The 25144-nt window shown below is 46.4% G+C and carries 23 protein-coding genes; 2 read left to right on the top strand and 21 right to left on the bottom strand.

The features are described from left to right. Positions 1-4: 4 nt before the first annotated feature. The 13 genes from V6C11_RS02225 to V6C11_RS02165 all read right to left on the bottom strand — a co-directional run bounded on the left by V6C11_RS02225 (position 5) and on the right by V6C11_RS02165 (position 13867). The gene (locus V6C11_RS02225) at positions 5-748 is read right to left on the bottom strand and encodes a 16S rRNA (uracil(1498)-N(3))-methyltransferase (RefSeq protein ID WP_333529449.1); all 744 of its coding nucleotides are present in this window, start codon (positions 746-748) and stop codon (positions 5-7) included. Positions 749-750: 2 nt separating this feature from the next. After that, entirely contained in the window at positions 751-1677 is a 927-nt protein-coding gene (prmA, locus tag V6C11_RS02220) for a 50S ribosomal protein L11 methyltransferase (protein WP_333529448.1), read from the bottom strand. A gap of 260 nt (positions 1678-1937) precedes the next feature. Further along, on the bottom strand, positions 1938-3053 hold the full coding sequence (dnaJ, locus tag V6C11_RS02215; protein WP_333529447.1) for a molecular chaperone DnaJ: 1116 nt from the start codon (positions 3051-3053) through the stop codon (positions 1938-1940). Positions 3054-3129: 76 nt separating this feature from the next. Continuing rightward, positions 3130-4980 (bottom strand): molecular chaperone DnaK, encoded by a 1851-nt coding sequence (dnaK, locus tag V6C11_RS02210; RefSeq protein WP_333529446.1) that lies wholly within the window; start codon positions 4978-4980, stop codon positions 3130-3132. A 55-nt stretch (positions 4981-5035) separates the two neighbouring features. Next, positions 5036-5611, bottom strand: a complete 576-nt coding sequence (gene grpE, locus V6C11_RS02205) for a nucleotide exchange factor GrpE (RefSeq protein WP_333529445.1) — start codon at positions 5609-5611, stop codon at positions 5036-5038. Between the two features lie 16 nt (positions 5612-5627). Then, the gene (locus V6C11_RS02200; protein WP_333529444.1) at positions 5628-7196 is read right to left on the bottom strand and encodes a TCP-1/cpn60 chaperonin family protein; all 1569 of its coding nucleotides are present in this window, start codon (positions 7194-7196) and stop codon (positions 5628-5630) included. 24 nt (positions 7197-7220) lie between these two features. Continuing rightward, positions 7221-8264 (bottom strand): heat-inducible transcriptional repressor HrcA, encoded by a 1044-nt coding sequence (gene hrcA / locus V6C11_RS02195; RefSeq protein ID WP_333529443.1) that lies wholly within the window; start codon positions 8262-8264, stop codon positions 7221-7223. A 234-nt stretch (positions 8265-8498) separates the two neighbouring features. Continuing rightward, complete coding sequence (gene hemW / locus V6C11_RS02190) at positions 8499-9635, bottom strand: radical SAM family heme chaperone HemW (RefSeq protein WP_333529442.1); 1137 nt, start codon at positions 9633-9635, stop codon at positions 8499-8501. Beyond that, the gene (locus tag V6C11_RS02185; RefSeq protein ID WP_333529441.1) at positions 9626-9853 is read right to left on the bottom strand and encodes a hypothetical protein; all 228 of its coding nucleotides are present in this window, start codon (positions 9851-9853) and stop codon (positions 9626-9628) included. The genes hemW and V6C11_RS02185 overlap by 10 nt, the downstream gene beginning before the upstream one ends. A gap of 16 nt (positions 9854-9869) precedes the next feature. Beyond that, positions 9870-11675 carry a translation elongation factor 4 gene (gene lepA / locus V6C11_RS02180; RefSeq protein ID WP_333529440.1) on the bottom strand — a complete coding sequence of 602 codons (1806 nt, stop codon included), beginning with the start codon at positions 11673-11675 and terminating at the stop codon, positions 9870-9872. 181 nt (positions 11676-11856) lie between these two features. Then, positions 11857-12240: a hypothetical protein gene (locus V6C11_RS02175; RefSeq protein WP_333529439.1), complete on the bottom strand. Its 384-nt coding sequence runs from the start codon at positions 12238-12240 to the stop codon at positions 11857-11859. Positions 12241-12313: 73 nt separating this feature from the next. Then, positions 12314-13321, bottom strand: coding sequence for a stage II sporulation protein P (gene spoIIP / locus V6C11_RS02170; protein WP_333529438.1), 1008 nt, complete (start codon positions 13319-13321; stop codon positions 12314-12316). A 222-nt stretch (positions 13322-13543) separates the two neighbouring features. Further along, positions 13544-13867: a phage holin family protein gene (locus tag V6C11_RS02165; protein WP_333529474.1), complete on the bottom strand. Its 324-nt coding sequence runs from the start codon at positions 13865-13867 to the stop codon at positions 13544-13546. Between the two features lie 135 nt (positions 13868-14002). On the opposite strand from V6C11_RS02165, the gene rpsT reads away from it, so the two are divergent. Beyond that, on the top strand, positions 14003-14269 hold the full coding sequence (gene rpsT, locus V6C11_RS02160; protein ID WP_333529436.1) for a 30S ribosomal protein S20: 267 nt from the start codon (positions 14003-14005) through the stop codon (positions 14267-14269). A gap of 178 nt (positions 14270-14447) precedes the next feature. Here the strand turns inward: rpsT and holA are convergent, their stop codons facing one another. Further along, entirely contained in the window at positions 14448-15518 is a 1071-nt protein-coding gene (gene holA, locus V6C11_RS02155; protein ID WP_333529435.1) for a DNA polymerase III subunit delta, read from the bottom strand. A gap of 118 nt (positions 15519-15636) precedes the next feature. On the opposite strand from holA, the gene V6C11_RS02150 reads away from it, so the two are divergent. After that, a complete protein-coding gene (locus V6C11_RS02150; protein WP_333529434.1) occupies positions 15637-16413 on the top strand; it encodes a DUF1444 family protein in 777 nt (258 codons plus the stop codon). A gap of 13 nt (positions 16414-16426) precedes the next feature. Here V6C11_RS02150 and V6C11_RS02145 read toward each other — a convergent pair whose 3' ends face one another. The 7 genes from V6C11_RS02145 to rsfS form a co-directional block, all read right to left on the bottom strand. Beyond that, entirely contained in the window at positions 16427-18805 is a 2379-nt protein-coding gene (locus V6C11_RS02145; protein WP_333529433.1) for a DNA internalization-related competence protein ComEC/Rec2, read from the bottom strand. A gap of 4 nt (positions 18806-18809) precedes the next feature. Continuing rightward, complete coding sequence (locus V6C11_RS02140) at positions 18810-19472, bottom strand: lytic transglycosylase domain-containing protein (protein ID WP_333529432.1); 663 nt, start codon at positions 19470-19472, stop codon at positions 18810-18812. A gap of 192 nt (positions 19473-19664) precedes the next feature. Beyond that, positions 19665-20315: a ComEA family DNA-binding protein gene (locus V6C11_RS02135; protein WP_333529431.1), complete on the bottom strand. Its 651-nt coding sequence runs from the start codon at positions 20313-20315 to the stop codon at positions 19665-19667. Between the two features lie 192 nt (positions 20316-20507). Continuing rightward, positions 20508-21212: a DUF421 domain-containing protein gene (locus tag V6C11_RS02130; RefSeq protein ID WP_333529430.1), complete on the bottom strand. Its 705-nt coding sequence runs from the start codon at positions 21210-21212 to the stop codon at positions 20508-20510. Positions 21213-21276: 64 nt separating this feature from the next. Next, complete coding sequence (locus V6C11_RS02125; RefSeq protein WP_333529429.1) at positions 21277-21831, bottom strand: DUF2179 domain-containing protein; 555 nt, start codon at positions 21829-21831, stop codon at positions 21277-21279. Between the two features lie 189 nt (positions 21832-22020). Beyond that, positions 22021-24504 (bottom strand): leucine--tRNA ligase, encoded by a 2484-nt coding sequence (leuS, locus tag V6C11_RS02120; RefSeq protein ID WP_333529428.1) that lies wholly within the window; start codon positions 24502-24504, stop codon positions 22021-22023. 271 nt (positions 24505-24775) lie between these two features. After that, complete coding sequence (gene rsfS, locus V6C11_RS02115) at positions 24776-25132, bottom strand: ribosome silencing factor (RefSeq protein WP_333529427.1); 357 nt, start codon at positions 25130-25132, stop codon at positions 24776-24778. Positions 25133-25144: the final 12 nt, after the last annotated feature.

Raw genomic sequence — 25144 nt, 5'->3', positions numbered from 1 at the left:
CTCCTTAGCCCAGCTCACCATATTGGTACAGAACCATTGTTAGGGCTGCGGGGCCCGCTGTTTCAGTACGCAAGATCCGGTTGCCCAGGGTAACAAGATGATACCCCTTGTCTTTTAACCGCTGGGCTTCGTCATCCTCGAAGCCCCCTTCGGGACCAATAAAAATATACACCTCCGGGGGGGCTACTGTTTTTTGCCGGAGAATCTCTCCCAGGGATTGACTCTTTTCAGCCTCCCATGGCATTAACACCAGTGCATCCGGGGGAAGCTTTGCTAAAATGGTGTCCCAGTCACTTACTCTATGTACCTCTGGTATACCCGCCCGGCGGCATTGTTTAGCTGCTTCCATGGCCACCCTCTGCCAACGTTGCTGCCTATCTGCTGCTTTATTGGCATCTAATTTGACAACAGAACGTGCCGCGGCCAGGGGAATGACCCGGCTTACTCCCAATTCGGTACATTTTTGGATAATTGTTTCCATTTTGTCCCCTTTGGGTAAACCCTGTACCAGTGTTACTTGAATCTTTGGTTCAGAGTTGGCAGTCTGCTGCTCAAGGATTTTGCATTGGACTTCTTCTTTGTTAATCTCAACAATCTCAGCCAGGTAAACATTCCCTCGGCCATCTAAAAGGGTCAGGGAATCTCCCACGGCCATGCGCAGAACCCGGCTGATATGTTTTACATCGGGTCCCTTGATCAGGGCTGTGTCGCTGTTAATTTGTTCCGGTTGGACAAAAAATCGGGGCAATATTATCCCTCCAAAACACAAAGATAGGCAACCCATTCCCCGTCTTCTTTCCGTTCTATTATCCTAAAACCGATTTGTTCTAATTTCTCACGAACTTCCTCGGCACGGAACTGAATAATACCGGAGGTAATAAAATAACCACCCGTCTTTAAGATGCGCAGTACATCGGGTGCCAACAAAATAATGACATTGGCCACGATATTGGCAATTACAATATCAACCTTACTATTTATTTTGTCCAGTAAATTGCCATGGAAAACTTCGACTGTATCAGCCACTTTGTTTCTTTCTATGTTTTCTCTGGCCACCTTAACAGCCACTTCATCCAGGTCCACTGCCAAAACCTTGGCAGCTCCCAGCTTAGCCGCTGTGATGGCAAGAATGCCTGTACCGGTTCCCACATCGGCCGCTGTTTCTCCACCCTGAACAATTCCTTCCAGGTATTCCATGCACATGGTGGTGGTGGGATGGTTGCCGCAGCCAAAGGCCATGCCTGGGTCCATTTCCAGAACAATTCTTGGTTGCTCTGGGGTATAATCTTCCCAACTGGGCTTAACTGCTAATTTATTGCCAATTTCCACTGGTTTATAATATTTCATCCAGGCCGTGGCCCAATCCTCTTCTGCCACTTCATGGCTCTCGAAGACAGGCACTGTGGGTAAAGGCAGAGCAATTAAAAGCTCCTGTAAAAGCGCCAGTTTATTCTCTAAGTCAGGTCCTTCGGGCAGGTAGGCCTTGACAATAGGCATCGGTCGGTTAAGAACCTCTGGGGCAAATTCATAATGGTCCCATATATTGGCCTCAATGTATTGGTTAATTAAGGCGGGATCCTCAATAACAACCCCACCAGCACCCAAATCATCAAATATATTACTTACCATGTCAATCCCCTCATGGGGCACATGGACAGAGATTTCCAACCAGTTCAATGGGGGTTTCACCTACCTTACACGAATTGTAGCTTAGTCTATGTAATGATGCAGCCGCATTCGCCGGATTTAGCCATCAGCCTTCCGCTTTTGGACTAGGGTATTTCTATAGGGTAGCCAGGAATCCTGGCCGGAATACACAAAAAGCCCCAGGCCCATGCACCCTAACTAAAACTAACAGCGAATGCGACAGCGGGAACCGTCCCCGCTGTCGCAAACTCCTTGCTGCCAGCAAAGACCAAAAAGCGGCTGGCTGGCGGCTATTTAAAAACATCCTTCACTTTTTCAAAAATATTCTTTTCTGTGCCTTTGAGTGCTTTTTCACCGCTTGTTTGGGAAAATTCTCTGAGCAGTTCCTTTTGTTTTTCATTCAGCCTGGTGGGGGTAACGATCCTGACACGGACATGCTGGTCGCCTCTACCGCTGCCGTTTAGGTAGGGGATACCCTTTCCTTTAATGCGGAAAATGGTCCCTGTTTGTGTCCCCTCAGGAATTTTTAAGTCAGCGGTGCCGTCCAAGGTGGGGACTTCGATGGTATCGCCCAGTGCTGCCTGAGCAAAGGTCAATTCCATATCGCAGACAACTTCGTTGCCTTCCCGGCGAAAGAATTTATCAGGCCGCACCATGATATAGACGTAAAGATCCCCCGGTGGGCCACCCCTGAGTCCTGACTCACCCTCGCCGGCAAGCCGCAGACGGGAACCTTCATCAACACCCGCAGGAATTTTCACATGAATATTTTTGGTCCTTCTGATTTGACCGGCACCCCGGCAAGTGGGGCAGGGTTTTTCAACTATTTTTCCAGAACCGTGACACCGATCACAGGTTCGGCTCTGAACAATCCGACCGAAGGGAGTGTTGGAGGCATATTGTACTTGTCCTGAGCCATGGCAGGTCCCACAGGTTTTGGGATTGCTTCCCGGTGCAGCACCGGAACCGTCACAGGTATCGCAGTTTTCGGTACGGGGAATCTGAATATCCCTTTCTATGCCAAAGGCAGCTTCTTTAAAGGAAATTTCCATGTTAAAGCGTAAATCACTGCCCTTTTGTGGGCCATTACGCTGCCTGCCCATGCCGCCAAAAAACATATCAAAGATATCATTAATTCCACCGAAATCGCCAAAACCACCGGCCCCAAAGCCTTGACCATCGGTGGCAGCATGACCAAATTGGTCATAGGCCGCTCGTTTTTCATTATCGCTTAGTACGGCATAGGCCTCCGCAATCTCTTTAAACTTTGCTTCAGCCTCTGCTTTATCGCCCTGGTAGGCATCTGGGTGGTACTGCCGGGCCAGCTTACGGTAAGATTTCTTTATTTCTTCCGCAGAGGCACCCTTGTTAACGCCCAGCACCTCGTAATAATCTCGCTTAGCCATGATTCACCACCTTACATTCATAATTACAGGGGAATCGAGATTCCCCTGTAATTAACACTCTATAGTATATGTTATCTTACTGCTTATTGTCATCCTTTACTTCATAGTCGGCATCCACAACATGATCCTTTTCAGCCTGGGTGCCACAGCCTCCGTCAGCACAACCACCCTGGGCAGGGTCTTGCTGGGCCTGCTGTTGCTGGTACATGGCAGCCGTTAACTCGTGCAGAGGTTTGGTTAGTTCTTCCAGCTTATTCTTGATTAAATCCGTGTCATTACCAGTCATCGCTGTGCGTAGTTCCTCAATGGCTTTTTGCAGTGCCTCTACCTTATCTTTTTCTGCCTTATCTCCCAGATCTTTAATGGTCTTTTCTGCCTGGTAAATCATGCTGTCTGCCTGGTTTTTAACTTCCACTGCTTCTTTACGTTTTTTATCCTCTTCAGCAAATTTTTCGGCGTCATTGACCATTCTGTTAATTTCATCGTCAGATAATCCACCCGTACCGCCGGTGATAGAAATGCTCTGGACTGTGCCGGTCCCCATATCCTTGGCCGATACAGAAACAATGCCATTCACGTCAATATCAAATCTAACTTCAATTTGTGGTACACCACGGGGTGCTGGAGGAATGCCGGTTAGTTGGAACCTACCCAAGGTCTTGTTGTCTGCAGCCATCTGACGTTCACCCTGCAATACATGAATTTCTACAGAAGGCTGGTTATCCGCTGCCGTGGAGAAGATCTGGCTCTTGGACGTTGGGATGGTGGTATTGCGGTCAATAAGTTTAGTGAATACACCACCCAGTGTTTCAATACCCAAGGACAGAGGCGTTACATCCAGCAGCAGAACATCCTTCACTTCACCGGACAAAACTCCGGCCTGGATGGCAGCACCTAGGGCCACACACTCATCCGGGTTGATCCCCTTGTGAGGTTCTTTACCCAGGAATTTACGGATGGCTTCCTGTACAGCGGGAATACGGGAGGAACCGCCCACTAACAAAATTTTATTAATTTCATTTGGCTGCAAACCAGAATCAGCTAAAGCCTGACGGGTGGGTCCCATTGTTTTTTCCACCAGGTCTGCGGTTAATTCATCAAACTTTGCTCTGCTGATATTAACATCCAGGTGCAAAGGACCCTCGGCACCAACGGAGATAAAGGGCAGGTTGACATTGGTGTTAACCACACCGGACAGCTCAATCTTAGCCTTTTCAGCAGCTTCTTTTAAACGCTGCAGCGCCATTTTATCTTTGGCTAAATCAACAGCCGTTTCTTTCTTGAACTCAGCCACTAAATAATCAATAACACGTTGGTCAAAGTCATCACCACCCAAACGGTTATTACCGCTGGTGGCCTTTACTTCAAAGACTCCGTCGCCTAATTCCAAAATAGATACGTCAAAGGTACCGCCGCCAAGGTCAAAAACCAGGATGGTTTGGTCTTCTTCTTTATCCAAACCATAGGCTAAGGCTGCTGCGGTGGGTTCGTTAATAATACGCAGAACTTCCAGACCGGCAATTTTACCAGCGTCTTTGGTTGCTTGACGCTGGGCGTCACTGAAATAAGCCGGTACAGTAATAACAGCCTGAGCCACTGACTCACCTAAATAAGCTTCGGCATCGGCCTTGAGTTTACCAAGGACCATGGCAGAAATTTCCTGGGGTGAATATTCTTTACCATCCACCGTTACCTTGTGATTGGTACCCATGTGGCGTTTAATGGATTGAATGGTGCGATCGGTGTTGCTGACAGCCTGACGTTTGGCAACCTGACCCACCAATCTTTCTCCGGTTTTGGAGAAACCTACCACTGAGGGGGTGGTTCTAGCACCCTCCGCGTTTGGAATAACAACTGCTTCGCCGCCTTCCATCACGGCAACACAAGAGTTTGTTGTTCCTAAGTCAATACCAATTACTTTTCCCATTGTTTTTACCTCCTGAGAAAAAATTTATATCAAAGTAAGTATTGAGAATACCTGGCTATGATTTCGCCACCTTAACCATCGAAGGACGAATAACCTTTCCCTTTAGATAATAGCCTTTGCGGAGTTCTTCCACTACGGTGTTTTCCGGTTCCCCGGTATCCTCCGCCTGCAGCATGGCTTCGTGAATATTCGGGTCAAATTGCTCACCCTGGGCCGGAATTGCTGCTAAGCCCTCCCCAGCCAGAACTTCATTGAGTTGACGGAAGATCATTTCCACACCACTGACAAAGCCCTCACCGCCATCACCGGCAGATGCCATCGCCCTTTCAAAGTTATCCAGGACTGGCAGTAATCCGGTAATAAGTTGTTCAGAACCAAATTTTATTAGTTCTTCCCGCTCCTGGCGAGTGCGACGGCGCAGGTTTTCATAATCTGCCTGCAGCCGGAGGGCTCTGTTGTAGCTTTGTTCAGCTTCCTCCGTCTTTTCCAGCAGCAATTTTTTTAACTCCTCTGGATCATTAGGCAGATTAACTGCAGCAGCACCGGTGGTGGACTCTCCCGTTTTATTGCTTTGGTATGCCTCAGCCTCTGTTGCCGTTTCTTGACCGTTCATCATTTGCTCCTCGGTCACTGTATCACCTTCTTTATTATGTTCCCTGCCCGCCAATCTCTGTGGCAGGTTTATAATCCTTCATTTTTATAATTGTATCAATACGCAGGATGGCTTCGGCTATCTCGCCGGCAGCTTTAAGGGCATGGATTTTTACCAGGGCCGGGTCGATGACACCCAAGTCATACATATCTGCAAGCTCCCCGCTGTCGCAATCTACCCCCAGGGAAATCTTACCTTGCTCTGCCTGGGCTGCCAGGACATCCCCCAGTTTCTCCAGGGGGTTGAAACCGGCATTCGCTACAATTTGAGTCATGGGACGGCGCAGGGTTTCGGCCACACAACTGATGCCATAGGCAGTCATGCCCCTGGTACTTTCCCGGGTTTTTTCTACTTCCCGGGAGACAGCCAATTCCAAAGCTCCGCCTCCAGGAACCACGCCACCTTTAATGGCGGCTTGTACGGAGCTGGCAGCATCCTTAGCAATTCGTTCCCTTTCACCCACCACTTCCTCCGTGGCAGCTCCCACTAAAACCGTGGCCATTGGTTTGCCTTTGCCTTCTAAAATCCAGACCTGTTCTAATTTTTCATCTACCAAAACTTCGTCGGCCCGGCCTAGATATTTAGCCAACTCCGTAATATCTTTTTTAAGACTGGTTTTTTTGATAATGCGGGCCCCGGTATGTTCCGCTGCCCGACGCAGTTCCTTGTTGAGAACCCTTTGTACCACCATCACCCCGGCATCGGTAAACACCTCTTCGACGTTATCATCTACGCCACGGTCCACCAACACCAGACCCACGCCAAGGTCAATAATCTTTTGCAGATTGGCACGGAATTCTTCTTGCAACGCCAAATAACGAGCAAAACCCGACTCGGTACTGAGGGCCTCATCCTCAATTCCCTCCGGTTCCAGTGCATCATCAATGACCAGGATTTTAAGTTCCTTTAATTGGCGGGGCATTTGTTTGCTCATGGTTTCTTTATTGATAATGACACCCATGAAAACCTGATTATTGGCCCCTTCCTGGGATATAATCGTATCCGAAAGCTTAAAGTTTCTATCAATTAGTTTTTCTTTACCAATTAAACGGGCAGCCTGCACCACCAGATCTGCAATGTCTTGGTGCTCCCTACCCGCCACCAGGGCTACTTGTTTGAGCCAGGGATGATGAACATCCTCCAAGGGCACTGCCTGTTGCTGCATCGCCTCCAAGGCCCGGCGAACACCCGAGCGGATACCCTCGATAACCCGGGACACCGGAACTCCCTTGATCACCTGATCGACCCCAACACTGACTAGGGCCCCTGCCATCACTGTGGCAGTGGTGGTGCCATCCCCTATCTCTTCCTGCTGGGATTTAGCAATATTAATCACCATCCGGGCAGCAGGATGATTGGCCTCCATCATGGTTAAAATGGTAACGCCATCGTTGGTAATGACCACTTCGCCAAATTTATCCACCAACATCGTGTCTAACCCCTTTGGTCCCAGGGTTCCTTCTACAGCTGCGGCAATGGCTCTCACAGCATTGGCATTGGTCATAAGAGCGGCCAATTTTTCATTGACTTCGGCACCTTGGCTTGCCTGTTGTTTAAGACTCACAGAAACGGTTCCTCCTTAACTTCATCAACCCTGTCCCTTCAGAATACGATCCAGTGTTTTGGATAAATTACGGGACATACAGTCAACCACTGTGACCACCCTGGCATAGTCCATCCTGGTGGGTCCCAGTACACCGATGGTTCCTAGTATTTTATCCCCCACTTGATAAGTGGCAGTTACCATGCTGCAATCCTGAATTTCTTGGCGATTATTTTCTTTGCCAATCTTAATGGTGATTCCTTGACTGTCCTTAGGGTAGTCAAGGATGTCCTTTAGCAAATTTTCCTGTTCCAGTAAGGAAAGAAGTACCTTTACCCTCTCAACATTATGGAATTCCGGTTGATTTAGAATATTGAATACCCCTTCAAGGTAGATTTTATCCTCTTTGACAGGGGTAATCCCGTCCTGCATTAGTTCGATGGCCAGGTCTAAAATACTACGATGTTTAGACAGTTCAAAGTAAATTTCCTTAATCAGATTCAGTCGAATACTGTCCATCGTCTTGCCCTGTAGCTTCGCGTTGAGAACACTGGAAATTTGGTCAAGATCTTGCTGGGTAATGTTTTCGGATACTGTCATCATTTGATGATGCACAGCACCGGTATCCATCACCACAATTAAGATTGCCTGAGTCGGTGCCATTAGTACGATTTGCACATGCCTATAGGCACTTCTGCCAAAGTTCGGCATCTGAACCAAGGCTGTATAATGGGTCAGCTGCGCTACCATTCTACCGGTACGATTGAGGATTTCCCCCACTTCCCGCACTTTATTTTGATAGCCACGCCGAATGGTTCCTTCTTCTTCTTCACTAAGCTGTTCCCGTTGCATTAAGCAGTCCACATAGTAGCGATAACCCAGGTTGGATGGTATGCGACCAGCTGAGGTATGGGGTTGTTCGATATAGCCCATCTCCTCTAGGTCTGACATCTCATTGCGAATGGTGGCAGGGCTAACGCCTAACTTGTATTTACGGGATATCGTTCTTGATCCTACTGGCTCTGCTGTGTTGACATAGTCTTTAATGATGGCCAACAGAATCTGTTGTTTTCGTTCATCCATTTTCACGTCGGCTCACCCTCCCAGCCTACCCATATAGGTGTTAGCACTCGACGACGATGAGTGCTAATCTAAATAAAAATTTAGCAAATGAAAAAATATTTGTCAAGGACAGTAGCGTGTATCAAAGGTAGGTTAATGAATAACCAATCGATTTTTTCCCCTGAAAAGGGAGATTTTAGATCGTCAGCCATTCGCGGTATGCGACCAGGTCATAGGAAACGAATATGGGTATTCACTTTTTTACACAAATTCTAAAAAAACCTGATTTGCAATGGGTAAACCCTTCTCTGTTAACTTAAGATACCCATCCTCTGTTTTTACTAAACCTAAACGTACCAACCGGGCAATTTCCCGGGCAAAAATTTGGTCTATGGCTACGCCAAAACGGTTTTGAAAATCAATCCTATTTAATCCCTTTAACATTCTTAATCCCAGGAAAACGGTTTCTTCCATTTGCTCTTTCATGGTTAGGGTCGTTTTTTCTGCCAGGGGTTGCTGTCCGCTTTGCAGCAGAGAGACATAATTATCAATATTCTCCACATTGCCCCAACGTGCTTGATTATGATGGGAATGTGCCCCTGGTCCAAAGCCCAGGTATTCGCCGTTATGCCAGTAAAGTAAATTGTGCCTGCATTGATAGCCTGCCCGGGCAAAGTTGGATATCTCGTAGTGCTCATAGCCCTCTGCCCGTAAAATAGCACTGGCTGACTGAAACATGGCTAAATCATCTTCTTCGGAACAGGCTGGTAATTTCCCCTGTTCGATGGAGCAGGTTAAGGGTGTTCCCTCTTCCAATTGCAGTCCATAGCAGGAGATATGTTCCGGTTTGAGCATGATGATATCTGCCAGGGTCTGCTGCCACTGGCCCAGGGTTTGCTGCGGCAGGCCAAAGATGAGGTCTAGATTTATATTGGTAAAGCCAGCTTGCCTTGCTTGATCAAGGGCTTCCCTGGCCTGACCAAAGTCGTGTATCCGACCCATCAGGGAAAGAAGTTCCTGATGGGTGGACTGTACCCCCAGGCTGAGGCGATTAAAACCGGCAGCCCTTAATTCTTTAAGCTCGCTAAGATTTACCGTGCCTGGATTAGCCTCGGTGGTTATCTCTGCATCCTTGGTAATAGAAAAGGAACGGTCCAGCCGTTCCAAAATCCTTGCCAATTGCTCGGACATAAGAGAAGTGGGCGTACCACCACCCACAAAAATACTTTCTATTGACGTGTTCTCTAAACCAAGTACTTCTAAATAAAGTTCTATTTCCATTTCCAGTCCCCGGAGATAATTTGCCACCTGTGCCTGGTTTATGGGATAGGATGTAAAATCACAGTAAAGACATTTTCGCATACAAAAGGGTACATGAATGTAGAGACCTAGGGACATGGTTCCACCAGCTTATCTTGAATTTCCTTAATTAAACGTTGTTCCTGGGCCGGGTCCTTGATCCATTCCTCCACCACCGGCCATACCTGGGGGCAGCGACCCTTGGCTCCGGTTACAGCACGAACTGTTTGATCGACAATCTTACGTTGATTCTTCGTTAGCGTGTCGTGACCAGCCTTTTCTAACACTGGTTTTAACTTGTTTAAATAACAGGTCATTTGCCCTACCTCACGATTAGTCTTCGATGCTGAGTACTGCCATAAAGGCTTCCTGGGGTATTTCAACATTACCCACCTGTTTCATGCGCCTTTTACCCTCTTTTTGCTTTTCGAGCAATTTCCTCTTGCGGCTAATATCACCGCCGTAGCATTTGGCTAAAACGTCCTTGCGCATAGCCTTGACCGTTTCTCTGGCAATAATTTTATTGCCAATGGCAGCCTGCACGGGAATCTCAAACATCTGACGAGGAATGAGAGAACGTAGTTTTACCACCAGTGATCTACCCCTGGCGTAAGCTCTTTCATGGTGAACAATACAAGAGAGGGCATCCAGTACTTCACCGTTTAACATAATATCCATTTTGACCAAGTCAGACTGTCGGTAGCCAATCATTTCGTAATCTAAGGAAGCATAGCCCTTGGTCCGAGATTTCAACTGATCGAAAAAGTCATAGATAATTTCTGAGAGAGGAATTTCGTAGGTCACCATCACACGGGTAACACCCATATACTCCATATTACTGAAAATACCACGTTTGCCCTGGCAAAGTTCCATGACGGTGCCGACAAAATCCTTCGGTACCATAATCGTTGCTTTGACAAAGGGTTCTTCAATCATTTCAAGATTGTTAACCGGAGGCAGATTAGCAGGGTTATCAATTTCAGTAACCTCACCCTTGGTGGTGGTCACCCGGTAGACTACGCTGGGGGCAGTGGTAATGAGGCTTAGGCCATATTCCCTCTCTAAACGCTCCTGCACAATTTCCATGTGCAGCAAACCCAGAAAACCGCAGCGGAAACCAAAGCCCAGGGCATCGGAGGTTTCCGGCTCATAGATCAGGGAAGCATCATTCAGCTTTAGCTTGTCCAGGGCATCCCTTAAATCTTCATAGTCCACTGTATCCACAGGGTAGAGACCGCAGAAGACCATGGGTGTAACCTTACGGTAGCCGGGCAGCGGCTGCGACGCGGGATTTTGTGCTGAGGTAATGGTATCACCCACCCGAACATCCTGGACATTCTTCATGCTGGCCACCACTAAGCCAACCTCACCTGGTTTTAATTCATCCACGAAGGTCATGTTCGGGTTAAACACGCCCACTTCCGTGACTTCAAAGTCCTTTTTAGTTGCCATCATGCGAATACGCATGCCAGGCTTCAGGCTTCCCTGAACCACCCTGATATAGGCAACGACACCCCGGTAAGCATCATAATGAGAATCAAAGATCAGAGCCTGCAGGGGATCTTCGGCATCACCCTGCGGGGGGGCAATTTTGTTTACAACCTGTTCCAGAATTTCCTTAATCCCCGCTCCGGTTTTGGCCGAGGCCAGAATTGCATCTGAGGTGTCCAAACCGATAACATCTTCGATTTCCTGTTTAACCCGTGCCGGTTCTGCGCTGGGCAGGTCAATCTTATTTATAACTGGGATGATCTCCAGATTATTCTCCAGGGCCAGATATACATTGGCCAAGGTCTGGGCTTCAATACCCTGGGACGAATCCACAACTAACAAAGCACCTTCACAAGCAGCCAAACTGCGGGACACTTCATAGGTAAAGTCAACGTGGCCAGGAGTGTCAATCAGATTAAGCTGATACTCCAGCCCATCCGCTGCAGTATAATACAATCGAACGGCCTTCAATTTAATGGTAATGCCCCGTTCCCTTTCCAAATCCATCTTGTCCAGCACCTGTTCAGTCATTTCCCTTTGACTAAGTGCACCGGTTTCTTCTAAAATTCTATCCGCCAGTGTTGATTTACCGTGATCAATATGTGCAATGATGCAAAAATTTCTTATACGGTTTTGGGGGGTTGACATTCTATATTCCTCCACTTCCGGAAAACGACATACGATATATATTATAGCACTGGTTATGTCCTGCATCAACTTGTCTGTTTCTCAGCTTGGTATTTTTATCGACAACACAGGGGGACGGTTCTTTTGTGTCGTTTTCAACGACACAAAAGAACCGTCCCCCTGTGTTACTTGTGGCTGATAGCTAAATTCTTTCTTCTATCCACTGCCTGACTGCCCTTACTCCATCCGTTGCCAAAAGCACCTGCCATTGTTCCTGTACAGTTTCTTTGAGCCAAAGAACTTTCTCATTCATTAGAGGGTCATTTTTTAGGCTTAACAACTTGTTTTCGCCTGTTGTCAAAATATTATTGGCATGGTTCTGTATGACTTCGGTATTTACCTTCAGGGTTTCACCTAAAAACTCAATTTCATATTTCCCCGGTCCTTCCCTGGAAAGGGCATATACTAGGACTGGTTGTTCAGGCAAAACAAGACGGTTAAAATAATCGTTGACAATGTAAACACCAAACCCTACCACAACTATAAAGGCACCTACCAGCATAAAATACAAAGCATTCCTTAACACAAAAGGCACCTCCCCACTATAAGGATGTGCCGCTTTGTGTACTGCTATACATTTTCTTCCATGTTAAATTTTTTTATGTGTTTTGGATTTTGGGATCTTCTGTTTGGTCTTTTTCTTGTTTTATGTCAGACTCAGCTTCTTGGGAACCTTCCATTACTGGTTGCTCTTTTCGTGCTGCTTTTTCCTTCTGCTCCAGTTCCATCTTAATGATTTCTGCCAGGGCATTCGATAGCATGACCACACTGGCCTTTGCCTCTTCCAGAGAGTTATTGTCCGAGCCTACCTCGACCAAAATGGCTCCCGGGTGTAAAAACTGGTTGTAACGACCTTCCTTAACCCTTACCCCCAGACAAAGCCCCGGGTATAGCTGGTCTAATTTTTCAGCTAACTTACAGGCGAACTGATAGTTCTGTTTCCAGTTGGGAAAGGGTAATCTGGCATCGGAACCAATGATAAATAATAATGGTGCCACCTGTTCCCCCTTAACTTCTACCAGGCAATCCTTGCGGCTGCGCCCGGCATCCCGGTGAATATCCAGCAGGGTAATGAGAGAAGTGTTTTGTTCTACCATTTGCCTGACGGTTTTCTCCGACTCTAAATAGGAAGTGGCATAGCGTGCGTCGTGAATCTTATCCGATAAATCTACTTTAATTTTATGTTTTTCGGTTAATTGCTTTTGTAACTCCTTGGCAACCAGCACAACCCCGCCCCTACCTGTAAGGCGATCGGTGCCATCGGTCAAGGTATAGGTTTCTCCTGTGTGTGTGGTATAGATACCAACCAATATTTCTTTACTGAGCGTTGTTGCTGATTCCTCTGGCTCCTTAATCGTTGGCTGTACATTCATAACCACCGTCTCTTGCAGTTCGATCTGGGCCAGCATCGGGATTTGGGTCTTCAAAATCGCCAGTGGTGCCAGATCAAAACCTGTCACACCCGCCAGCCAGTACCAGGCGGCTCTACCGGGGCTTTCCATCTCCTCCGGGGTATCCTGCCAGGCTAAAGCAGGCATGGATGTTAGGATCATGCCCCGGGGGTTTTGAAAAATTGCCGAGGTTAGCAAGTCGACTGAATCTGCCAAGACCCTTTGGGGGTCCGCCTTACTAAATGACACGGAATTGATAAAAAAGGCTAACCAAAATACTATAATCATAAAAAGAGAAACAAAGGGTACTGTTTTCTTTGGCCAATGCCTTAGGTTATGATGATAACGCCCGAATATAAAAACCACCCCCCTCAGGGCATACCTATGTTTATAAGTATGCTCAGAGGGGAGTGGGTATGAAGCAGAATTTTCTCGAAACTATCTTACAGCAGTCGGAACAAAGGCATCAATAAGACCGATAATAAAGGCAGAAATTAGTGCGCCAAAGATACTAACGCTTAGCAAGTTGGGAATGATAAATTGAGCAAGGTAAATAACCACTGCTGCGGTAATAAATCCAACCAGGCCCCTTCTTTGTGGGGATATGCGGTCGCCCAACAAGCTTTCTGCTATGTAGCCAAGGACAGCAATAACCACAGCTGCAATTAAGGCACCGATGAACCCACCCTTAACCACAAATCCTGGGGAAAGCCAACTCACTAACATTAATACCAAAGCGGAAACGATAAAGCGAACAATCATTCCTAACAAAATATTCACCCCCTGTTATTCGTTATGCATTTATGATTCACTAAAAAGGGAAATGATATACTAAAGTTACTTGCATTTTAGGATTATGCGTGGTAAAATTACTTTTGGTTGGGGAGGTGAGAAATTTTGCCTAATATTAAGTCTGCTATTAAGCGGGTAGAAATTGCTCAAAAGCGCACTATTCGTAATGCTAGCATTAAATCCGCTGTTAAAACTGCAATCCGCAGATACGAGAAAGCATTAGCCGAGGCTGACAAAGAAGTGGCTTTGACCGCTTTACGTAAAGCTTTAGTGGCTGTTGATAAGGCTGTAACCAAAGGTGTTTTGCATAAAAATACCGCAGCTAGAAGAAAATCTCGCCTAACCAAGCGGTTCAATAAAATTGCTGGCTAATAATTAACCACCCTAAGGGTGGTTTTTTACTTTATTTATTATCAGACGGCGAATCGTGAAATACCCGATTCGCCGTCTGCCCTCCGCCTTCAGCTTTTGTGCACGCTTAGCCTAGGGGACTTTTGCTCCCCTAAAGTCATGAAAATACCGTAACCATGGCTAACAACTACCCCATAAGCTAACGGCTAGTGACGGAAGACTGACGGCTAAATTCTATCAACATCATTTCAATGGCTGGCAGGAAATCCCTCTGGCCTTTTTTTATATCTGCATCAATGGCGGCGATCTGCTCCAATGCCCATTCTATTCTCGGGGAACCTTCCCGGCGAACCTGGGACAGGGATTTTTTTATAACAAAATCAGGCAGGCCCATTTTTCCGGCAATCTCTCTTTCCGGGCAACCTGACTGAAGTAATGCGTTGGCCTGCAAGGCGATTCGTAATTGCCTGGCCAAAAGAGCCAAAATTTTAGGCGGTTGCTCCTTTAATGAAAGGAGTTCGCGAATACCACTGAGAGCCTTCGACGTATGACCCGACACGGCTTCATCTACCACCGTGAAAATATTTTGTTCTATATTAATCGTTCCAACCTCATGGACTGCTGTGGCTGTGATTACTTGTTCGCTACCCAGATAGCTAATGACCTTTTTAATTTCGTTGGCCAAATTCAACAGTCCCAGCTTGCCATTGGCTTCCACCAGGGCCCGGGCAGCCGGAGCATCAATCCTTTTGTCAGAGGCCTTAACAGCCTGGTTAACCCACGCAATCATTTCCGTGGTCTTTAACATTTTAAAGTCGATAACCTGACCCTTAGCAGCAATGGCTTTATAGGCCTTTTTGCGGCGATCCACTGCATCCCGTGCCACAAAGATTAGACAGGTGGTGGGAGCAGGGTTATTCAAATACTCCAATAGAACCGCATCCTTGCCAGTCACTTTGGCTTCCCCTGGCTCTGCCGCTTCCTCTTTGCCTTTCCCTTTACCGCCGGAAAACCACGGGGCATTTTTAACAATGACTAACCTTCGTTCCGCCATAAAGGGTAGATTTTCTGCCAAAGAGATCACGGTGCTAATTTCTGTTTCTTCCCCATCCAAGAGGTCTAAATTAAAATCCGCTGCCTGGGGTAACAAATACTCCTTAAATTTCTCCACAGCCCTTTCTTTAAGGTACTCTTCTTCCCCAGAAAACAGATAAACCGGGGCAACCACACCTCTTTGCAGGCTGTTAATCAAACCTTTGTAATACTCCATTTTAGTCTGTACCACCGACCTCTTTAAAAAATCATCGCATATATTTGTTCTAAAGTTATTATATTACAGTAACATACAGATCACAAACAGCAGAAGTTCCTAAAGGGGAGGATTGTAGGTGGATAGACAAACCTTTCGCAAAATTGTGTCGGAATTTATTTTGGACGCCGTTCCTAAGTCCTTAATTTATAACCTAGATAATTTTAGTATTCGAATGAAAAAAGGGGAATATTGGATTGACCTGGCCTTAGAGAACTTTTACAAAGGCTATTGCCGACAGAAGGTTTCCCTGCGTCAGGTTTATATTTCCGAGGTACTGGCACCCTTTATTAAAGATCTGCTGCGGGGAAGCGGTGTCAATCATCTGGATGTTAAGGAGAATCTGGATCAAGTCTTTCCTTTGATTGTGGGACCCCAGGATGCCAAGGGGATTGCCACAACCCCACTGACGGATAACCTTTATATCGCTTATATCTTGGACCAGGGCATGCGCATTTTCTTCTTGGATGACCCCACCATTGAGGCTTTAGACCTTTCCCTGCATCAACTAATGAAGTTGGCTATGAGAAATTTCTTTCGGGATCAGGCCAAGCCCTTACAAGTCTTTGATAAAAAAAGAAACCTTTATGGCTTTAATTATGGTGATTCCTACGATTCCAGCCGGTTGCTTTCCATCCTCTATAAGCCCGAAAACCATGGCATTCCCCCGGATCGCAAGGTATATGTGATGGTGCCAAACCGGGATGTGATGCTATTACTTTATTCAAAAGAAGAATGTGATCTGCGTCAATCCATTATGATTGGCCGCAGCAGTTTTCTTAATAATCCCTACCCCGTCAGTGGACAGCTATTTCAGGTGCGAAGTGGGGTTATCCAAAAAAGTTCTCTCTTTTAATGCAATGAAGGGGCTATTTTCCTGTTTGAACCAGCCATTTTGAGCCATCGGTGGTTAAGATAATCGCTCCGTGCTGGTCTGTCCGAAAAATGATACTATTTAGCTCTTGTAAGGCCTCAATTGTTTTGGGTGCCGGATGATTAAATCGGTTGCCTGCACCTACAGAAATAACAGCAGCCATCGGGTTTATTTGATTAAAGAAACCCTGATCAAAATAGCCGCTGCCATGATGCGGTACTTTAAGTATTTCTAGTTTTGCCAACTCATCATTTTCAGTCAGTATCCTTTCAGCCTCAACCTCAATATCCCCGGTCAAAAGCACCGTGCGTTCCAAATATTGTATTAAAAATACCAGGCTATTGTTATTGGCATCGGAACGGGTGCCTTTTATTTTTTGCACCGGAGCCAGACATTTCATGGTTACCTGGGAGTCAAGCCTTAGCTGCTCCCCTCCCTTGGTGGCGTAAATGGGTATTTGCTTCTTTCTTATTTCTTGCAGCAATTCCTGATAACCTTGATCAACTTGATCCCCCGGCTGCAGCCCATAGGGTGAGATAAGCACCATCGCCACTGGCATGGCCTGGATCACAGCCCTGGCACCAGCCACATGATCCGCATGGGGATGAGTTAGCACCAGCACATCCAATTGATTAATACCTAGTCTGTGCAGGTAGGGAAGAATAATATTTCTCCCTACTCCCCGGCCGGTCAAAAGCTCGTCCTGCCAACCCCCGGCATCAACCAGAACCACCCTTTGACCCGGTGTGATGATTAACGTGCTGTCACCTTGCCCCACATCAATAAAATGAAGTTTTAGGGGCTTGGCCGCGGGGTGGATTAAGCATAGGATGATAACGATAGCTGCTATCCAAGCAAAGAACTTATATTTCCCATTTGGTAATAACGGAATAAACCTTTCCCTGTCCTCCGGAAACTTTATCAAGTGGCATAATGAAACGAGTAAAACATAGTAAAGGATCATCGACCACAGGGGCGGTGTTGCCAGATAAAAGGAGGCCCCGGGTAAAGCATGGCAAAACTTTACTAACCGGATAAACAAATCAATCAATAAGCCAGTACTGATATTCAGAAAACTGCCTAAGGGCAGGTAAAGTACACCACCCAAAAGGGCCAGGCCACCCAATAACATGATGATACCCACCAGATGTACCGTTAGTAAATTGGCCAGAATGGAAACCGGTGAGACAAGATTAAAGTAGAAAAGTACCAGGGGTAGGGTTGCCAGCTGCGCTGCCAGGGGTACGGTTATTAAAAGTAAAAAAGCCTTGGGTATTTGCTGCCACCGATTATTTAATACCGGTGTAATATAAAACAACCCCCAGGTTGCGGCAAAGGAAAGTTGAAAGCCAATATCATATAAATTCAGTGGGTTAATTAATAATATTACGCCCGCAGCCACCGCCAGGGTAGTCGGCCAATCTTGCTGTCGCCCAAGGTGTTGGGCCAATAGAAGTAAAATGGCCATTAAGGTAGAGCGTAAAACAGCGGGCCCTAACCCCGTCATTACTGCATAAAAGAGTAATAAGGGGATGGTTATGGGTGCGATAAAACGGGTAGGTATCTGAAGCAGCCTAAGTAGTACCAATAGCATTCCCGCTACCAAAGCGACGTGATAGCCTGAAACGCTAAGGATGTGGACCAACCCGGTGGTGTTAAAGGCTAAGACAACGTCCTCAGGAATGTCACCCCTGGTACCAAAAATAAGGCCCTTTAGTATAGCTGCCCTTTCCTTGGCCAGGGTTTGATCATAAATTTTTTCCAGGTAATTTCGTAGGTCCAAGGCGATTCTGACGAGGCCAAGACCTGCTCTCCCAAGAACTTTGACATCTCCCTCTTGCTGCACGGTCAAGGTAGCGGCAATACCCTGTCTGTTCAGCCAGGCACGGTAATCAAAGGCCCCGGGATTTCCTGGCGGCTCTGGTACAGATACATAACCAGTACAACTCAAGAGATCGCCATAGCGGTATTTCTTTTTATTTTCTAGCATCTTGACTCGGAGGACACCTGAGGTTTCCTTTCTCTGACCACTTTCAATGATTTGATGTACTTTAAGCTGATAGAAACTACCCCCTGGTCTGTGATCCGGTTGGTTGCTGACGATACCGCTTACCTGAACAACCTTTCCTTCTAAATCCGTGAGGGGCGAAGCCACCTTAGACAATTCAAGGCTGGTTAGGGCTAAGCCCAAACAAAAAGAGGCAACAAAAAGGACCCAGGTATTAAAACGCCAGGTCCTAATGATGCCAATTCCCGCAATAATGCAGGCGACAACCACTGCACCTAAAGAAGTGGTTGGCTGAATTTGAATGGTTGTACTGCCAATGATGCCTAGCATAAAGGCCAGCAGCAAGATAACCAGGGGGCGTTGCATGATTCTAACCCCTCAAATACTTTTGTTGGTAGTTCATCACCTTGTCAATATAGCCAGTGGTTTCCTTAAAGGGAGGAACCCCTTGGTGACGGTCAACATTGCCCGGCCCGGCATTATAGGCGGCCAGTGCCAATTTAACATTTCCTTGATAACGTTTCAGCAGAGACTTTAAGTAACGCACGCCACCGTCCGCATTTTGTTCGGGATCGTAGGGATTTGCTACCCCTAGGCTGCGGGCAGTGGCGGGCATGAGCTGCATTAACCCCATTGCCCCCGCACTAGAGGTTGCCCCAGGCTTAAAATCGGACTCCGCTTTGGCCACTGCTTTACAAAGGGCTGGGTCAAGACCGTGTCGTAAGGCAGCTTTTTCAACAACAGCCTCATGCTCCTTACCTAAACCAGCCGCAGCCTGGAAGGAAGCGGCCGCAGCGGCCGCAGCGGCGGCGGAGGCCCGGACTTGCCCTATGGGCAGTTGGGGTAGTTCTATCAGCTTGGGCTCAGTTTTGAGGGCTAACTGCTCTCCCTTCACTCCAACCTCAGCAGCAAGCAGCTGGGCCAGCAAAAGAGAAAACTCTCTCGCTTGATCCCCTGTATTTTCTTGTAACCCACTGAGACCCATCTCCATTGTTTGCAGGCGAATTAACTGGGCCACTAGGCTTACATCCATTTGCACACATCCTTCTTCTTAGCTGTTAGAACCCTGAAAACAGCATTAACTACCTTTGTCATCCTGAACGATCGCGAAGGATGACATTAAATTTTCATTCCTTGAAAGTACCGTTAACGGCAGGGAAATCTCTTATCTACGGATTGTAGGGAACCACACGGGGTTGTCCGCTGCCTTTTGCAAGCTAGTTGGCTACTGAACAGTAACCCGTTGCTGTAAATCCCCAAACTTTTTATCACCGATACCGGAGACACTTTTCAAATCTTCGATGGTTTGGAAAGGGCCGTTGGCCTCCCTGTGTTGAATGATGCGATCCGCTAAGGCAGGTCCAATGCCGGGTAGTGTATCTAACTCTGCAAGGCTCGCAGTATTAATATTGATTAAGCCATTGCCTGGGGTAACGGAGGGAACGATAGGATTATTTACGACAGGGGCTGCCCCCTGCACCGGTACTGACACGGTAGGCATTTGAGCTGGGGATTGTCCCTGTATGGTTGGTTCCACTAGGTTAGGAATTTGAAGTTTTTGACCATCTTTTAAGGGTGCCGCTAAATTAAGCAGATTAAGATCCGCGTCCGCCGTAGGTACTGCCAGCTTTAGTGCATCATTCACACGACTGTCCACAGACAGTTGGTAGACACCAGGCTTTTCCACTGCCCCAGCCACATGCACCACCACACCCTGGTTTTCTTGGGTACTTTCCAGGTCCTCACCGGGCTGGGAAGTGACTAGTTCCATTGGTTGTTTATCAGACCGAGCAGCAAATTGATAACCAGCAGAAAAGAGAATAACGGCCATTATTACCAGAATCATGATTTGTTCCTTACGGCCCAAATTTATCATAAAAACGATCCCCCAAGCGGGTTAAGACCAACAATTTTATGGTAACTTCTACTTACTCTGATCATTTCCTTTTATTTTTTTAAAAAACCGAAAACAAACATGCACAAAAATCCCAAGGCTAAGGAACAACATATTACCCTAATGGAATACCCCCTAGCCAAAAAGCTGATGTCTCAAGGCTGATGGCATAATTTATTTACTGGCGTGATCGTCGTTTTGGCAATCAATCAATATCTGTCCCCGAGTGTTTAGGGTGGCTAAGAGAACTTTCTTAGGATGTATACCCTTTTCCGCTAAGGTTTCCCTTAACCAATTTTCATCCAGATTAATGCTGTGTAAATTTTCCTTTATGACATCTCCATCCATCACCAACACAGTGGGTAAGCCTTCATAGCCAGTGCTAATGCCTAAATCCTCTGGGGTAACCGGCCTCTTTTGGGATTTGGGTATAACACTTAATCTGCCCGAGGTTTCCAAGATGGCATACTCCACATCTTCTATGTTGTAAAATCCCTTTTCCCTTAGTTGGCTCAGTAAATCATCAAGGTTATAGCGTGAGGCACGCATTTCGTGCTTTAGCAGATGGCCGTTTTCAATAATAATTTGGGGGGAGCCATAAAACATTTTTCTTAGTGGACGATTGAGCAGGGCTAAATAAGAAAAAAACATTTCTAAAACGCCTAATGTAACCAGGGGTACAATGCCATGCCAGATTGGAATGTTAACTGAGCCCATGGGTATGGCCGCCAACTCAGCTAAAATAATGGCCACAACAAAATCCAGGGTAGAAAGCTGACCAATCTCCCTTTTTCCCATTAGCCGAACAATAACTAAGACGGCAAAATAGATAACAATGGTTCGCCAGATATGAGGAAATACACCATGAATACTTTCCATAGAACTGTCACCTTCCTACAGGCAATAGTCATTCTAGTATGACGCCGCAGTTCTGGTTCTATTCCTATTTTGATTTGAGAAACCTACTTTTGGGACCCGGAAAAACTCCGCCGCGAACAGCCCGTGCATCGGAAATATTAAAGAAAATCCCCGGCTGTACATCGTCCAGGATGCCTGTGGCTATTTTTAAATTGCTTCTTTTCAACAATACAAATAGAATGGTGCGCTCACCACTTCTGCCGCAACCACAAACTGTGGTTACCCCAAAGCCCTGATCACGGAAACGAATGCATAGTTCTTCTACCTTTTCTGAAGAAGGGTATACCTGCATGGATAGATGTCCCACTGCCAACCACTCTTCAATTAACGAACCAAGAAAATTACCTGTGGCAAAGCCTCCGGCATAAGCAATGATTTTGAATGGGTCATCCATACCACCACTTAAGGCTTGGCCCAGGGCAACAATAAAAATACTGACCTCCACAAAACCAATCAAACTAGCAACCACCTTGCGTCCCCGCATAAGCATCAGCAGTCGCAAAACATCCAGAGACATATCAGCCACCCGGGCAAAAAAGATAAAAAGATAAGCACCCAGGTGAGTAGAGAGAATTTCCATGATGTTCATCTCCTATATTCATCATTAGCATACCTTTGTCATCCCGAGCAATAACGAAGGATCTTCTAACATTGAAAGGCTAGCCTTAAGATCCTTCGCTGTCGCTCAGGATGACATTTTAATTCTATTCTTTACTGGTGAATGACAAAAACTAAAGACACCTGTGAGGGTGCCTTTAATTTTTCGGCTCTATTTTACCACAATATTCAATAGTTTTCCCGGTACGGGAATCACTTTAACAATTTGTTTATTCCCAATTAGGGCTTTGACAAGTTCCATTTCCAATAGATATTGCTGCATATCTGCTGGTTTCATATTAGCAGGTATATTCAGGCGTTCCCGAACCTTACCGTTAATTTGAACAGCAATCTCAACTTCATCTTCCACCAATGCGGCTGGATCAAAGGTAGGCCAGGGCTGTTTGTGGACACTTCCCTGATGGCCCGTGGCGGCCCAAAGCTCCTCTGTGATATGGGGGGCAAAGGGAGCCAGTAGGATTATGGTTGTGTCAATGGCTTCTGCCAGCACAGCTGCATCCCTTTCTACTTCAGCCACTTTATCCCGGTAGGTGTACAAACCATTAACCAGTTCCATAATGGTGCTAATGGCAGTATTGAAGTTAAATCGACCACTGATATCCTCTGTTACTTTCTTGATGGCATAGTGGGTTAAGCGGCGCATTTCTTTGTGTACACCCACATAATTGGTCCCTGCCGGAATGGCAGGTGCACCTGCTACATCATCCTTGAGGGAGTAAATCAACCGCCATACCCGGTTGAGGAAACGGTGACTTCCTTCCACACCTCTGTCGCTCCATTCCAGATCCCTTTCAGGGGGAGCAGCAAAAAGGATAAACATTCTTGCCGTATCAGCACCATAACGTGCAATTATCTCCTCGGGACTTACGACGTTGCCTTTAGATTTAGACATTTTGGCACCATCTTTTAAAACCATCCCTTGGGTCAATAGGTTTTCAAAGGGCTCTTGGGCATTTATTAAACCCAGGTCATAAAAAACTTTCGTGAAAAATCTGGAGTACAGCAGGTGTAAAATAGCATGCTCGACACCGCCAATGTACTGATCCACATTCATCCAACGATCCGCTTTGTTTTTATCCCAGGCCTGATCGTTATCTCTAGCACTGGTATAACGCAAATAGTACCAGGAAGAGTCCACAAAGGTATCCATCGTATCCGTTTCCCTTTGCGCTGCACCGCCACACTGGGGACAAGTGGTATGAACAAAGTCCGGTCTGCCCTTTAAGGGGGACTCACCGGTTGGCTTAAAGGCTACATCGGTAGGAAGCAACACCGGTAATTGCTCATCTGGTACCGGCACAGCCCCGCACTTTTCACAGTAAACAATAGGGATGGGAGTTCCCCAATAACGTTGTCTAGAAATTAGCCAATCCCGCAAACGGAAGTTTACAACACCCGTACCAATTCCTGTTTCTTCGGCATATTGGATAACTTTTTTAATACCCTGACGGTTTGGGATTCCATTAAAGGGGCCTGAGTTAGCCATAAACCCATCTTCTGTATAGGCTGCGGTCATCTCTTCAGCCCGCAGTTCCTGGTCCTTCGTAGGATAAATTACAACCTTTATTGGTAAATCATACTTGCGGGCAAATTCAAAGTCCCGCTCATCATGGGCTGGTACACCCATGACCGCACCCGTACCATAGTGGTATAAAACATAGTTAGCAGCCAAGATGGGGACCTTTTCACCATTAAAGGGGTTGATACAATATGCCCCGATGAAAATACCCTCTTTTTCATTGCTGGTTCGAGCCAATTCAGTTAGCTTGCTAACCCGGTTGACAAATTCCGACACCGCCGCCTCTTGGGGGGTACCAGCGGAAAGCTTGGCCACCAGCGGGTGTTCTGCAGCCAGAACCATATAGGATACACCATATACGGTATCCGGGCGGGTGGTAAAGACCGGAATGCTTTCGTTGCTGCCGTCCACCTGGAAGATAAGCTCCGAGCCTTGACTGCGGCCAATCCAGTTTTCCTGCATAATTTTAACTTTATCAGGCCAACCCTTTAATTGTTTTAAATCATCCAGTAAACGCTGTGCATATTCTGTGATCCGGAAAAACCACTGGTCTAATTGCTTTTGTTCTACGACGGCACTGCATCTTTCACAGGAACCTTCTACTACTTGCTCATTAGCCAGAACGGTTGCACAATCAGGGCACCAGTTGACCCGTGCATGTTTTTTATAGCACAGGCCCTTTTTATAAAGCTGCAGGAACAACCATTGTCCCCACTTATAATATCCGGGATGGCAGGTGGCAACTTCACGGTCCCAGTCATAACTTAGACCAAGCTGTTTTAATTGGCTTTTCATATGATCAATGTTATCCCAGGTCCAAGTGGCAGGAGCAATACCATTTTTAATGGCAGCATTTTCTGCTGGTAACCCAAAGGCATCCCAACCCATTGGATGAAGCACATCAAAACCCTGCATGGTTTTAAATCTGGCCACTACGTCACCGATGGAGTAGTTTCTCACATGACCCATATGTAATTTTCCAGATGGGTAGGGAAACATTTCTAAACAGTAGTATTTAGGGCGATCGGAAAAATTTTGAACTTGGTAAGTATTCTGATTATCCCATTCTTCCTGCCATTTGTTCTCTATTTCCTTGAAGTCATAATGCTCTTGCAAAGTACTTCCTCCTAGCCATGCTTGCTATTTTCGTAATATTTATTAAAAGTTGCATTCCTCGCAAATTTTACCACGATTAGTGCAATATTTCAACAATCTGAAAAGAAGCTAAAAGAAACCTCTCTAAATTAGGAGAGGTTTCTTTTAGCCTTCAGCTTTAGCTGTTTCTTTGGGTTCTATCAGCCGTGAGCTTTGGGCCTTGAACTTTTTTTGCATGGAATGTTTTAAAGGTATTTACTCATGACCCATGGCTCATGGCTGACCCTGAAGGCTATCCCTTAAGACTCATTTCCACCACACTCGCATCTCCCCAAAGCCTTTCTAGGTTGTAGAAACCCCTTTCCATTTCTTGGAATATATGAACCACCACATCGCCATAATCCAGTAAGATCCAACTACCCTCACGAAAACCCTCAACCCGTAAGGGTTTAACGCCTGCATCTTTTAGCTTTTCTACAATATGGTCAGATACTGCTTGTACCTGGGTGCTGGAACGACCCGTGCATATTAAAAAGTAGTCGCAAATAATAGAAATATTACGGATGTCTAAGACTGTAATATCCATTGCCTTTTTATCATCGGCTGCTTGATGGGCTAGATCAACGATTTCCTTTGGGCTAAGTGCCAAAAAAACCCCTCC

The sequence above is a fragment of the Desulfotomaculum sp. 1211_IL3151 genome (assembly GCF_036763075.1).
Lineage (GTDB): Bacteria > Bacillota > Desulfotomaculia > Desulfotomaculales > Desulfotomaculaceae > Desulfotomaculum.
Note: the sequence above shows the minus strand (reverse complement) of the source record. Positions and strands in the feature narration are given on the sequence as shown.

Excerpts from the sequence above, each read along its gene's own strand:
- dnaJ (WP_333529447.1), bottom strand. The coding sequence starts at position 3,053 with ATGGCTAAGCGAGATTATTACGAGGTGCTGGGCGTTAACAAGGGTGCC.
- dnaK (WP_333529446.1), bottom strand. The coding sequence starts at position 4,980 with ATGGGAAAAGTAATTGGTATTGACTTAGGAACAACAAACTCTTGTGTT.
- hemW (WP_333529442.1), bottom strand. The coding sequence starts at position 9,635 with ATGTCCCTAGGTCTCTACATTCATGTACCCTTTTGTATGCGAAAATGT.
- V6C11_RS02185 (WP_333529441.1), bottom strand. The coding sequence starts at position 9,853 with ATGACCTGTTATTTAAACAAGTTAAAACCAGTGTTAGAAAAGGCTGGT.
- lepA (WP_333529440.1), bottom strand. The coding sequence starts at position 11,675 with ATGTCAACCCCCCAAAACCGTATAAGAAATTTTTGCATCATTGCACAT.
- V6C11_RS02165 (WP_333529474.1), bottom strand. The coding sequence starts at position 13,867 with ATGATTGTTCGCTTTATCGTTTCCGCTTTGGTATTAATGTTAGTGAGT.
- holA (WP_333529435.1), bottom strand. The coding sequence starts at position 15,518 with ATGGAGTATTACAAAGGTTTGATTAACAGCCTGCAAAGAGGTGTGGTT.
- V6C11_RS02145 (WP_333529433.1), bottom strand. The coding sequence starts at position 18,805 with ATGCAACGCCCCCTGGTTATCTTGCTGCTGGCCTTTATGCTAGGCATC.
- V6C11_RS02140 (WP_333529432.1), bottom strand. The coding sequence starts at position 19,472 with ATGGATGTAAGCCTAGTGGCCCAGTTAATTCGCCTGCAAACAATGGAG.
- V6C11_RS02135 (WP_333529431.1), bottom strand. The coding sequence starts at position 20,315 with ATGATAAATTTGGGCCGTAAGGAACAAATCATGATTCTGGTAATAATG.
- V6C11_RS02130 (WP_333529430.1), bottom strand. The coding sequence starts at position 21,212 with ATGGAAAGTATTCATGGTGTATTTCCTCATATCTGGCGAACCATTGTT.
- V6C11_RS02125 (WP_333529429.1), bottom strand. The coding sequence starts at position 21,831 with ATGGAAATTCTCTCTACTCACCTGGGTGCTTATCTTTTTATCTTTTTT.